The following is a 12,006-nucleotide window of genomic DNA, read 5'->3' on the forward strand; positions in this document are numbered from 1 at the left end:
GTCATGCACCATGTGCCGGGAATCCGCGATGCACCTCCGGCAGGCGCGGGCGAACCGGCGCCGGCCTCGCATTCCCGCGCGCCCCGAGCAACCGGCGATAGTCGGCGCGAATCAGGTCGTAGCATTCGCACGCATGGTGTTCGAGACCGTCGCGGTCGAGCACCGTGATGCGGCCGCGGCGCTGCCGGATCAATCCGGCTTCCTGCAGGTTGCCGGCGGCCTCCGTCACGCCTTCGCGCCGCACGCCGAGCATGTTCGCGATCGTCTGCTGCGTGACGGCCAGCTCGTCGCCGTCGATGCGATCGTGCGCGAGCAGCAGCCAGCGGCTCAACTGCTCGCTGACCGAGTGATGACGGTTGCACAGCGCGCTGCGCGAGATCTGCGCCATCGTCGCCTGGCAGTAGTTGAGCAGCAGCCGGTACGTCTGCGGCGATCGCTCGAATTCGGCACGCATCACGCAACTCGGCACGCGATACGCCATCCCGCCGATGCGCACCTCGACCCGGTTCGACGCCGCGATGCCGCCCACCAGCGTCCCGAGGCCGACCACGCCTTCACGGCCGACCACCGCCACCTCGACCATCGCGCCGTCCTCCATCAGGTGCTGCACCGACATCATCGCCGTCGTCGGAAAATACAGATGGCGCATCGGCTCGCCGACCCGGTCGAGCATGCCGGCCTTGATCCGGACCAGTTCGAGATGCGGTGCGATAGTGCGGATGCTGTCCTCCGGGAGTGCATCGAGGATGGCGTTCGCCGTGTAGCTCGAGTGAAGATGAAGCATGTCTGTATCCCTTTATTGTCCGCACCGCCTGCAGCCGCGTGCACGGAACTCGTTATCGCAATGCGCGTCCGGACGTTGACAACGGTTGCGGCCCACAACCCTGATTCCGACCGACCATCGACTTGTTACCGCCGAATTGAGTCGGCCGCCCCGTTTCGACACGCGAATTCGAATAAGCGATTTACGTGCCAATAGCCGCCCATCCTTAATATATGAATCACACTCGATTTGGATCGCCCGAATATTTGGCCTCGCACCATAAAAAGCGTCTCATTTCCGGACACTCTTCCGGCGACGGACACCGCAATTGATTTGACTGAACAATTCTTCTGCATCGAGCCGGGGCAAACGGATCGGGGTCGCGAAGCTTGTCGTTCAAACACTTACAGCCGATTTTCAATTGTTTCCGTGATGTTCAGGACCACGCTTCCCGATGTCGCCGTGCTTCACACGTTCGTTTGAAACTGTCTCAAATTTGAATCGGCATACGCATTCCCCGTTCTGTAACCTGTCGCACACATCGCATGCAAGCCATTGATCCTGATGGACATTCAGGCAGACCCCGTTTATTTGTCAAATAATGTTCAACGTGCGCCCGATGATTTTCACGTACGATGCACACCGTCATCCGATTGATTCCCGAACAAGATCGAATGACGGACCCGCTCGGCATTCCATTTCCGGATGATTAATTCGACGGAAATGAACCATTAAATCCGCATGACGTTTGCACTCGACCAAAATCGTCAAACTTTGCAAGATGACGTAATGTGCAATTGATCGATTTCAATCGCGTGCTAGCCTTTTCGCAGCATCGTCATTCGATTTTCGATGAACACAAATTCGCACGATCGTGCTGAATCCCGTTTTCACGGGACCGCCACGACGACGCGAGATCGCCACCCTACGAGGATGTGCCGTGACTCTCCAGGCCAACGACGCCGTCGCCTACGCGAACGGCATGATCGAGCTTTCCCACAGCTTCGATGCCAACCGGTTTCTCGCGGCCATCGACCGCGACGAACTCGCCACGCTGGCACCCCACCTGCAGCTCGTTCACCTGAAATCGGGGCAAGTGCTGTGCGAACCCGGTGAAATGCTCACCGCGGTGTACCTGCCGGTCACGACGGCGATCTCGCTGCAGTACGTGTCGTCCGGCGGCATGACGCTGGAGGTGGCGGAGATCGGCAGCGAGAGCGTGGTCTGCGACGACGTGATCGGCGGCAGCGGCCGGATGCCCTGCCGTGCGGTGGCCTGCCGCGACGGCTTCGTCTACCGGCTCGACCGGCGCGTATTCGCCGCCGCGTTCGACGCATCGCCGGTGATCCGCCATCTCGTGTTCGTCTGCGTGCGTCTGCTGATGGCGCAGGTGTCGCAGATCACGTTCTGCAGCCGGCATCACGTGCTGAAACATCAGCTATGCAGATGGTTCCTGCTCGCGTACGACCGCACGCGCAGCATCGAGATCCAGGTGACGCACAGCATGCTCGCGCAGATGCTCGGCGTGCGGCGCGAAACGGTCACGGATGCCGCCGGCGAAATCCAGAAGCTCGGCCTGATCCGGCAATACCGCAGCTCGATCGAGCTTGCCGACCTCGACGGCCTCGAAAGGATGTCGTGTGGCTGCCGCGCGATCGTGCGCGACGAAATGAAGCGCATTCTGTCGGCCGACTCGGGCGTGCCGGCCGCATCGCGCGCGTGATCGACGGACCGGCCCGGCACCGCGAGCACGCCGGGTCAGCCGATTGTAGGGTGGCGAACAGAACGCCGTGCCTGCCAATGGTCTACTGATGCCGGACTGCCGGGGGGACGTCAGCGCACATCGCGCGTCTGCCCGAGCGGACGACACCACGCACGCCGGAGCAGCACGTGAAAAACGAAATCAGAACCATCCTCAAGCACGTCGCCCACCTCGAAGCCGCGATCGATTCGATCGGCGACGGGGACGACCTCTACGAAGCGGGCCTCTCCTCGCTCGACACGATCCAGCTGATGCTCGCGATCGAGAAGCAGTTCAACATCGAGATTCCCGACGAGATGCTGAACCGCAACCTGTTCCGCAGCATCGACGCACTCGCGGACACGATCGCCACCCTGCAACGCACCGAGCATTCCGCATGAGCGCGCCGCTTCCCGAACTCGCGGCCGACAGCGAATCGCATCGGCTCGACGAGGCCGCGCACGCCGTCGCACAGATCGCCGCGCAGCACGCGGATGCGGTCGATCGCGACGCGCGCTGCCCCGTCGAGGCGATCGAGGCAATGCGCGCGCGCCGGCTGCTCGGCGCGATGGTGCCGACCCATCTCGGCGGTGCGGGCGCGTCGCTGGAAGATATCGCGTCGGCCTGCTCGATCCTCGGCCAGGCCTGCGCGTCGTCGGCGATGGTGTTCGCGATGCACCAGATCCAGGTCGCCTGCATCGTCGACCATGCTGCCGACCAGGGCTGGCACAAGCTGTTCCTGCAGCAGCTCGTGCGCCACCAGTGGCTGCTCGCGTCGGCGACGTCGGAAGACGGCGTCGGCGGCAACCTGCGCGCGAGCCAGTGCGCGCTCGAAACCGACGGCGGCGGGTTCCGGCTGCGCAAATCCGCGCCGACGATCTCGTATGGCGACTATGCGGACGGCATCCTCGCGACCGCACGCCGCGACGCCGACGCCCCGGCGTCCGAGCAGGTGCTCGTCACGCTGCTGCGCGACGGCTATACGCTCACGCGCCGCGGCGAATGGGACACGCTCGGGATGCGCGGCACCTGCAGCAACGGCTTCGTGCTCGATGCGCAAGGCGCCGCCGTCCAGTGCCTGCCGGTCCCGTTCGCGAAGATCGCCGAAGAAACGATGGTGCCGGTGTCGCACATCCTGTGGGCCGCCGTCTGGATCGGCGTGGCCGGCGACGCGTTCCATCGCGCGCACCAGTTCTTCCGCGCACAGGCGCGCCAGACCGACGGCGCGCCGTCGCCCGCGGCGCGGCGCATCGCCGAATCGCTCGCGCTGATGCAGGCGATGCAGGCCCGTGTCGACGCCGTGCTGCGCCTCCACGCGAACGCGTCGACCAGCTCGTGGTCGGCCAGCATGGCCCGGGCCGCCGAGATCAACACGCTGAAGACCTACGTGTCGACGACCGCGCTCGAAGTCGCGCACCAGGCGATGATGATCTGCGGGATGGCCGGCTACAAGCAAGGCACGCCGTTCAGCATCGGCCGTCACATTCGCGACCTGCTCGCGGCGCCGCTGATGATCAGCAACGACCGCATTGCCGCCAACACTGCGAGCCTGCTGCTCGCGCTGCGTCCTGCGACGCTGGAGAAACATACGTGAACGATCGCCTCGCCGTGCCCTCCGCCGCCTCCACTCCCGCCGACGCGCCGCTCGACCGCGCGGGCGTCAACCCGCTGCGCGACGAACTGATCGACGCGGGCCTGCTGGTCTCGACCGGCATCCAGGGCCTGTTCGGCCGCAGCGAACGATTCGAGCGCGTCGTCGAAGCGCTCGACGCATTCGTCACGCGCGTCGGCGCCGACCAGCAAGCCGAAGTGCTGCGCTTCCCGCCGGCGATGAGCCGCATCGAGTTCGAGCGCAGCGAATACATGAAGAGCTTCCCGCAGCTGGCTGGCAGCGTGCACGCGTTCTGCGGCGACGAACACCAGCACCAGCGCGTGCTGCAGTGCCTCGATCGCGGCGACGACTGGACCGAAAGCCAGAAGCCGACCTACGTCGTGATGACGCCGGCCGCGTGCTACCCGGTCTATCCGGTCGTCGCGCGCGCGGGGGCGCTGCCCGCCGACGGCCGGATCGTCGACGTGTTCTCGTACTGCTTCCGGCACGAGCCGTCGCTCGACCCGACCCGCATGCAGCTGTTCCGGATGCGCGAGTACGTGCGCATCGGCACGCCCGAACAGATCGTCGCGTTCCGCGAAACGTGGATCGAGCGCGGCACGCGGATGATCGAGGCGCTGCGCCTGCCGAACGCGATCGATCTCGCCAACGATCCGTTCTTCGGCCGGGGCGGCAAGATCGTCGCGAACAGCCAGCGCGAGCAGAACCTGAAGTTCGAGCTGCTGATCCCGATCGAGCACGACGACCGTCAGACCGCGTGCCTGAGCTTCAACTACCACATGGACCATTTCGGCCTGCTGTGGAACATCCGCACCGCAACGGACGACGTCGCGCACACGGGCTGCGTCGGCTTCGGCCTCGAACGGCTCACGCTCGCGCTGTTCCGCCACCACGGCTTCGACATCGACGCATGGCCGGTCGAGGTGCGCGACGTACTGTGGGGCGCGCGATGAGGTTCGTCTCCCGCGACGGCGAAGACGCGTCGTTCGAGGACGTGCGCCACCGCGCACGCCACTACCGGCCGCACCCGCTGCACAGTCAGGAGATGGTCTGGAAGCAGACCAACTGCTACGTCGACATGTGGCTCGAGGTGCTCCGGTGGTGGGGCCTGAATCCGTACGCGGCGCTGCCGTTTACGATCGCGCTCGATTTCGAGGGCGACCAGTTCACGTTCTTCAAGTTTCCGCACGACGAACTGGAGCGGCTCTACGGGATCGTCGTGCAGGAACATTCGATCTACGAACCGCTCGACCAGCACATCGAGACCCAGGTCGCGCGCGGCCACCTGATGATCGTCGAGGTCGACGCGTGGTTCCTGCCCGACACGCGCGGCAGCAGCTATCGCACACAACACACGAAGACGACGATCGGCATCGACGCCATCGACCGCGTGAAGCACCAGATCGGCTATTTCCACAATAGCGGTTACTACGTGGCCGAGGATTTCGACTACAACGGGCTCGTCGGCGGCAGTTCGCCGATGACGCTGCCGCCGTACGTCGAATGCGCGAAACGGCGGTTTACGCCGCTCGACGAGCGCGCGCTCTGCGACGCATCGCTCGCCGCGCTGCAGCGTCACCTGCGGCGCCTGCCGGTCGTCAATCCGATCGCCGCCTTCCGGCGGCAGTTGCAGACCGACGCACGGACCCTCGCCGATGCACCGCTCGAGCACTTCCACGCGTACTCGTTCAATTCGGTGCGGCAGCTCGGCGCAAACTTCGAACTGTTCGGCCACTACGCACGCTGGCTGCAGGCCAGCGGCTGCGTCGGGCCGTTCGCCGAGATCCGCGCCGCGTGCGATCGCATCGCGTCGGAAGCGATGGTGCTGGAATTCCGGCTTGCGCGCGCCTGCGCGCGCGGCAAGGAAGAACGCGGCGACTCGACGCTCGAGGCGATCGAGGCCGCGTATGCCGACCTCGTCGCCTGCGCGCGGCAGATCGGCGCGCCGCTGCGACATGTCGCGCCCGTGCGCAGCGACGCGGCGCCCGTGCCGGTCATGCGGTGACGCGCGCGCGAGCCCTGCCCGCGTGGTCGATGCTCGCGACGGCCGCGGGCGCCGTGCGGGAACCGTGCGACCTTGCGGCGGATGACGCCGGCTGGATCGCGGCGCCCGTGCCCGGCACGGTCGCGCAGGCGCTCACGCTGGCCGGCCGGGTCGACGATGCGCGCTCGCTCGACGAGCGTGACCACTGGTACCGGATCGAGCTGCGCGGGCACGGGCCGCGCGTGCTGCGCTTCCACGGCCTCGCGACGCTCGCGCAGGCCTGGCTCGACGACACGCCGATCCTCCGCTCCGACAGCATGTTCGTCACGCACGACGTACCCGTGTCGCTCGACGGCACGCACCGGCTGACGCTCTGCTTTCGCGCGCTCGCGCCGCGGCTGCGCGACGCGCGCGCGCCGCGCCGGGCGCGCTGGCGCACACGGCTCGCCGAGCCGGCCGCGTTGCGCACGGTCCGCGCATCGTTGTTCGGGCACATGCCGGGCTGGTTTCCGCCGGCGGTACCGGCCGGCCCGTGGCGGCCCGTCGAGGTGCTCGATCCGGCCCACGGCCCCGTCCTGGTCGATGCGCGCCTGCAGGCGCGCATCGAAGGCGACACGGGCTGGCTCGACGCGGAACTGGCGTTCGCCGCGCCGCTGCCCGACAGCATCGCCGCGCGGCTGTCGTGCGGCGAGCATCATGCGACGCTGGAACGCACCGGCACCGACCGCCTGCGCGCCAGCGTCGCCGTGCCCAGCGTGCGTCGCTGGTGGCCGCATACGCACGGCGAACCGGCACTCTACGAGATCACGCTGCATATCGGCGACGAACGGCGGCCGCTCGGCTCGACCGGCTTCCGCACGATCGAGGTCGACGGCGGCGCCGACGGCAAGGGCTTCGGGTTGCGCATCAACGGCGTACCGGTGTTCGCGCGCGGCGCGTGCTGGAGCAGCGCCGCCCCGCTCGCGCTGCACGCGGACGACGCGGCCTACGGCCGCCTGCTCGGGCTCGCACGCGACGCCGGCTTCAACATGATCCGCGTCGGCGGCACGATGACCTATGAGGCCGACGCGTTCCACGCATGGTGCGACCGGCTCGGGCTGCTGGTCTGGCAGGACTTCATGTTCGCGAACTTCGACTACGCGCTCGACGATCCCGCGTTCGCGGACAACGTCGATCGCGAGGCGGATCAGTTTCTCGCGCGCCGCGGCGCTTCGCCGTCACTGGCGGTGCTGTGCGGCGGCAGCGAGATCGCACAACAGGCCGCGATGTCGGGACTCGCGCCGAAGCAGCGCTTCCTCGAGCTGACGGCCGAGCGGCTGGCCGGCCATGCGGCCGCACGCCGCCCCGACGTCCCGTACGTGCCCGATTCGCCCGACGGCGGCGTGCTGCCGTTCACGCCGCGCGAACGCGTGTCGCACTACTACGGCGTCGGCGCGTACCTGCGCCCGCTCGACGACGCGCGCCGCGCCGACGTGCGCTTCGCGAGCGAATGCCTCGCGTTCGCGAACGTGCCGTGCGATGCGACGCTCGCGGAGCTCGGCTGGCCCGGCGTGCACGAGCCGCGCTGGAAGACGGCCGTGCCGCGCGACCCCGGCACGTCGTGGGATTTCGAGGATGTCCGCGACCACTATCTGCGGACGCTGTACGACGTCGCGCCCGACCGGCTGCGGCGCGAGGATCCGGCCCGCTACTTCGAGCTGTCGCGCGCGGTGATCGCCGACCTGATGCGCGAAACGTTCTCGGAGTGGCGGCGCACCGGCTCGCGCTGCGCCGGCGCGCTCGTGTGGCAGTTCCAGGACGTGATGCCCGGAGCAGGATGGGGGGTGATCGACGCCGCGCACCGGCCGAAATCGGCGTGGTATGCGCTGCGGCAGGTGCTGCAGCCAGTCCAGGTGCTGCTCGTCGACGAAGGCTTGAACGGGCTCGACGTGCACGTGGTCAACGAGCACCCGGCGCCGCTGTCGGCGTCGATCGAGCTGGTCGCGCTGCGCGACGGCCGCACGCCGGTCGCGCGGGCCGGCTGCCCGGTGCGGATCGCCGCGCACGACGCGATGCGGATCGGCTCGGCCGACCTGCTCGGCCGTTTCTTCGACTGGACCTATGCATACCGTTTCGGGCCCTGCGAACACGACACCGTTGTCGCGACGCTGCGCACCGACGACGGCACCCTGCTGTCGCAGGCGTTCCATTTCCCGTCCCGCACCCATCCGGCCGTACTGGCGCGCCGCGAACTCGGAATCGAGGCGTGCGTATCGCGCACCGGTGGCACGTGGCATGTCGACATCGACACGCGGCACGTCGCGCGCCACGTGCAGATCGACGCACCGGGCTTCATGCCGCGCGACGACTGGTTCCACCTCGCGCCGGGCACGCCGGCGCGCGTCGCGCTCGTTCCGCTGCAATCGGCCGGGCACAACCCGGCGAGCGACGACGTGCCGCCTGCGGTGGACATCCGTGCAGTGAATGCCGCGCGCGCGGTGCGCGCGACGCACGCCGGTTGATGCGGCGCTCGCGGCCGCCGTGTGCCGCGAGCGTGTTCCATCCCCGCCCGATCGAACCGCTCAGTCGGACGAGCCCGTCCCGCGCGGCCGCTCGATGCCGTACGCCTCCATCCAGCGATACAGCGTCGCGCGCGACACGCCGAGTTCGCGCGCGGAAGCCGCGACGCGGCCGCGCGTGCGCAGCAGCGCCGTTTCGATCGCCTCGCGCTCGATCGACTTGCGGATGTCGGCCACCGACGGCGACGCCGCATCGAGACAGTATTCGAGCTCGAGATCCCGCGCGGTGATCAGCCGCCCTTCCGTCATCACGACCGCACGGCGCACGCGGTTGATCAGTTCGCGGACATTGCCCGGCCAGTCGTGCTTGTACAGTGCGGTGATCGCATCGGTCGAGAAACCGCGCACGCGATGGCGCGCGTCGCCGCGGAAACGTTCGAGCATGTGATGCGCGAGCAGTTCGATGTCCTTGCCGCGCGCGCGCAGCGGCGGCTGGTCGATACGCATCACGCACAGACGGTGGAACAGGTCGGCACGAAAACGGCCCTCCTCCATCGCATCGCGCAGGTCGACGTGCGTGGCCGACACGATCCGGACGTCGACCGGCACCGGATCGCTGCCGCCGAGCCGGTGAATCGAACGCTCCTGCAAAAACCGCAGCAGGCTCGCCTGGCTCTCGTGCGGCAGGTCGCCGATTTCGTCGAGCAGCAGCGTGCCGCCGTTCGCGGCTTCGACATAGCCGATCTTGCGCGCGTTCGCGCCGGTAAACGCACCGCGCTCGTAGCCGAACAACTCGGACTGCAGCAGATGCGGCGGAATCGCGCCGCAGTTGACCGCGACGAACGGGCCGTTGCGTCGTTCCGAATGGCGATGGATCGCGACGGCCGTCAGTTCCTTGCCGGTACCCGTTTCGCCGAACACGAATACCGGTGCGTCGGTGCGCGCGAAACGCCGCACCGTATCGAACAGCCGCAGCATCGCGCTGCAGGTGCCGACGATGCCCTTCTCCTCAGATTCGAGCTGTTCGCGGTCGCGGGCAAACAGGCACTCCATGCCGTACGCATGGCCGACCGTATCGGCGATCCGCTGATGCGACGCGGGCAACGTGACGTAGTCGAAGCAATAGTCGCGCAACAGCGCGCGCACGTTCGGCGACGCGGTCTGGCCGACGTCGACGAGCGCGACCCACACGACGTCGCGCATCGACGCGCAGGTCGACGCGATGCTGCCGATCGCATCGGCATGGCCGCCGCTGAGATCGAGGATGCCGCAGGTGATTTCGCCGGACGTGTCGCGCAACTCGTTCGCATGCGCGACGACCGACACTTTCCAGTCGCGGCGCGACAATTCCTTTCGCAGCATCACGGAAGGCGACTGCGTCCAGTAGATCAGCGGACGCTGCCCGTTACCGCTCCCCGCGCCGGCGCTCTTATCGCGCGTTATTGGCATATTCATAACGACCCATCACTTTCTTCACTCCGTGACCCGTTCGTGTGCGCCGCGGCCGGCGGCGCATGGCCGCCTTTCCGCGCTGCGTTGCCGCAGTCTTGGCGAAGATCGAATCTGCACACGGCGAGAACCCCCGGAGGTCGAGCCGGATGTGTCACCCGGCCTCGTTGTCATCGAACTCGAACGGAACGCGCGGCTGCGGGAGCCGCGACATTCCGGCTTTGAAGCGACCCGCCGTCAGGCGGGACACGTCGGCAAACGGAACATCCGTCCGCATGTGCGTCGCGTCGTACACGACAGTCGCGCCCGATGCTGAACCGGACGGCGGCCAACCCGCTTGCGGAATGACCGCCGCATGTGATCCGTTCGTGAATTTACACCCCGTTTCGCGATGGTCTTGTTACCAAAAGATAATCCTGAATCAGGCGGTTACGCAGCCGGGTCGCCCCGCGCGACACCCCTTTGGCCACTGAGATTTGATTATCTACGAGCATTCCCGTCAATCAGTGCCAAATACTACTTTTCCGCGAGATTGGCGCCGTCGATTGGATGTGATTTTCATCGAAATCCGAGAAAAAAACCGGCACCGCATTCCATGTACCGCATAATCGTGCGTGCCGCCGGCCGGCCGGGCCGTCTCGGCGCCGCGCGCGGGTCGCCCGACCGTTACATACCGTAATCAACCGGCACGATCGCCGCCCGGGCTCACAGTGCCGTCTCGCCCTGCCGGACCGGCCGGTCGCGCATGCCGTCCACGGCCGATGCGTCGTCGCCCGGCGTGAAACCGGCGGGACCGGCCATTTCCTCCTGTAACGCAGCATAGCCGTCCATCACGAAGCGCGTAAACTCGTCCCGAAAGCGCGCCGAGCCGAAGAATTCGGCATTCGCGCGACATGCATGCGGATCGATCGACCCGCGCGGCAGCGCTTCGAAACGGGCCAGTGCGTCGAGCAGCGCGTCGACCGTCTGTGCGCGGTAAAACAGCCCCGTTGCGCCGGTGCCCGGCCATGCGCGCACCGATTCGCGCACGCCGCCCTTCCCGTACGCGATCACCGGCGTGCCGCAGGCCTGTGCCTCGACCGGCGAAATGCCGAAATCCTCTTCCGCCGCGAACACGAATGCGCGCGCGCGCTGCAGGTGGTCGTGCAGCACGTCGAACGGCTGGTAGCCGAGCAGCGTGACGTTCGGCCCGGCCAGCGCACGGATTTTCGCCATCTCCGGCCCGTCGCCGATCACGACGAGGCGGCGTTCGGGCGTACGCGAGAATGCCTCGACGATCAGGTCGATCCGCTTGTACGGCACGAGCCGCGACGCGGTCAGGTAGAACGCGTCCTTGTCCGGGCGCAGCGACAGGTGGTCGACGTCGACCGGCGGATAGATCACCGTCGCGTCGCGCCGGTAGGTCTTGCGAATGCGGCGTGCGATGAAGTGCGAATTCGCGGCCACGCGATCGACGCCGTTCGCCGAGCGCGCATCCCAGTTGCGGATGTAATGCAGGAGCGCCCGCGCGATCGCCGATTTCGGCCCGCGCGCGAGCCCGGCCTCGTTCAGGTACTGGTGCTGCAGGTCCCATGCGTAGCGCACGGGCGAATGCACGTAGCTGGCGTGAAACTGGTCCGGGCCGGTCAGCACGCCCTTCGCGACCGCATACGAGCTCGACAGCACGACGTCGTAGGCCGACAGGTCGAACTGCTCGATCGCCAGCGGAAACAACGGCAGGTAGCTGCGGTAGCGCGTGCGCGCGAACGGCAGCTTCTGGATGAAGGACGTGCGCACCGCGCGGCCGCGCAGGCAGTCACGATCCTCGAGGAAATCGACGAGGCTGTAGACGTCGGCCTGCGGAAAGCAGTCGATCATGTGCGCCAGCACGCGTTCGGCGCCGCCAGGCACGACCAGCCAGTCATGAACGATCGCAATCTTCAAGTACCGCTCCCGATTCTTCATTGACGTTCGATATGG

The 12,006-nt window shown here is 67.1% G+C and carries 9 protein-coding genes; 6 read left to right on the forward strand and 3 right to left on the reverse strand.

The window, feature by feature from the left end:
• Nucleotide 1: 1 nt before the first annotated feature.
• The gene (locus G3N62_RS04500; protein ID WP_034191554.1) at nucleotides 2-784 is read right to left on the reverse strand and encodes a Crp/Fnr family transcriptional regulator; all 783 of its coding nucleotides are present in this window, start codon (nucleotides 782-784) and stop codon (nucleotides 2-4) included.
• A gap of 919 nt (nucleotides 785-1,703) precedes the next feature.
• Between G3N62_RS04500 and G3N62_RS04505 the strand changes: the two genes are divergently transcribed.
• From G3N62_RS04505 to G3N62_RS04530, 6 genes are all read left to right on the forward strand, one after another.
• Nucleotides 1,704-2,486 (forward strand): Crp/Fnr family transcriptional regulator, encoded by a 783-nt coding sequence (locus G3N62_RS04505; RefSeq protein WP_034191555.1) that lies wholly within the window; start codon nucleotides 1,704-1,706, stop codon nucleotides 2,484-2,486.
• Between the two features lie 167 nt (nucleotides 2,487-2,653).
• On the forward strand, nucleotides 2,654-2,905 hold the full coding sequence (locus G3N62_RS04510; RefSeq protein ID WP_006490451.1) for an acyl carrier protein: 252 nt from the start codon (nucleotides 2,654-2,656) through the stop codon (nucleotides 2,903-2,905).
• The gene (locus tag G3N62_RS04515) at nucleotides 2,902-4,098 is read left to right on the forward strand and encodes an acyl-CoA dehydrogenase family protein (protein WP_034191556.1); all 1,197 of its coding nucleotides are present in this window, start codon (nucleotides 2,902-2,904) and stop codon (nucleotides 4,096-4,098) included. The genes G3N62_RS04510 and G3N62_RS04515 overlap by 4 nt, the downstream gene beginning before the upstream one ends.
• Nucleotides 4,095-5,069 (forward strand): amino acid--[acyl-carrier-protein] ligase, encoded by a 975-nt coding sequence (locus G3N62_RS04520; protein ID WP_034191557.1) that lies wholly within the window; start codon nucleotides 4,095-4,097, stop codon nucleotides 5,067-5,069. Before G3N62_RS04515 ends, G3N62_RS04520 begins: the two co-directional genes overlap by 4 nt.
• Nucleotides 5,066-6,121, forward strand: a complete 1,056-nt coding sequence (locus tag G3N62_RS04525; protein WP_034191689.1) for a DUF1839 family protein — start codon at nucleotides 5,066-5,068, stop codon at nucleotides 6,119-6,121. Before G3N62_RS04520 ends, G3N62_RS04525 begins: the two co-directional genes overlap by 4 nt.
• 29 nt (nucleotides 6,122-6,150) lie before the next feature.
• Entirely contained in the window at nucleotides 6,151-8,601 is a 2,451-nt protein-coding gene (locus tag G3N62_RS04530) for a glycoside hydrolase family 2 protein (protein ID WP_241012845.1), read from the forward strand.
• 60 nt (nucleotides 8,602-8,661) lie between these two features.
• Here the strand turns inward: G3N62_RS04530 and G3N62_RS04535 are convergent, their stop codons facing one another.
• Both G3N62_RS04535 and G3N62_RS04540 read right to left on the reverse strand, forming a co-directional pair.
• The gene (locus G3N62_RS04535) at nucleotides 8,662-10,053 is read right to left on the reverse strand and encodes a sigma-54 dependent transcriptional regulator (protein ID WP_034191559.1); all 1,392 of its coding nucleotides are present in this window, start codon (nucleotides 10,051-10,053) and stop codon (nucleotides 8,662-8,664) included.
• A gap of 699 nt (nucleotides 10,054-10,752) precedes the next feature.
• A complete protein-coding gene (locus G3N62_RS04540; protein WP_080288016.1) occupies nucleotides 10,753-11,970 on the reverse strand; it encodes a glycosyltransferase family 4 protein in 1,218 nt (405 codons plus the stop codon).
• Nucleotides 11,971-12,006 lie beyond the last annotated feature (36 nt).

This window comes from Burkholderia sp. Tr-20355 (assembly GCF_017104685.1).
Classification (GTDB): domain Bacteria; phylum Pseudomonadota; class Gammaproteobacteria; order Burkholderiales; family Burkholderiaceae; genus Burkholderia; species Burkholderia seminalis.

Bases quoted from the DNA above. Each gene is read 5' to 3' on its own strand.
- G3N62_RS04530 (WP_241012845.1), top strand. From the start codon at position 6,151: ATGCTCGCGACGGCCGCGGGCGCCGTGCGGGAACCGTGCGACCTTGCG.
- G3N62_RS04500 (WP_034191554.1), bottom strand. From the start codon at position 784: ATGCTTCATCTTCACTCGAGCTACACGGCGAACGCCATCCTCGATGCA.
- G3N62_RS04535 (WP_034191559.1), bottom strand. From the start codon at position 10,053: ATGAATATGCCAATAACGCGCGATAAGAGCGCCGGCGCGGGGAGCGGT.
- G3N62_RS04515 (WP_034191556.1), top strand. From the start codon at position 2,902: ATGAGCGCGCCGCTTCCCGAACTCGCGGCCGACAGCGAATCGCATCGG.
- G3N62_RS04525 (WP_034191689.1), top strand. From the start codon at position 5,066: ATGAGGTTCGTCTCCCGCGACGGCGAAGACGCGTCGTTCGAGGACGTG.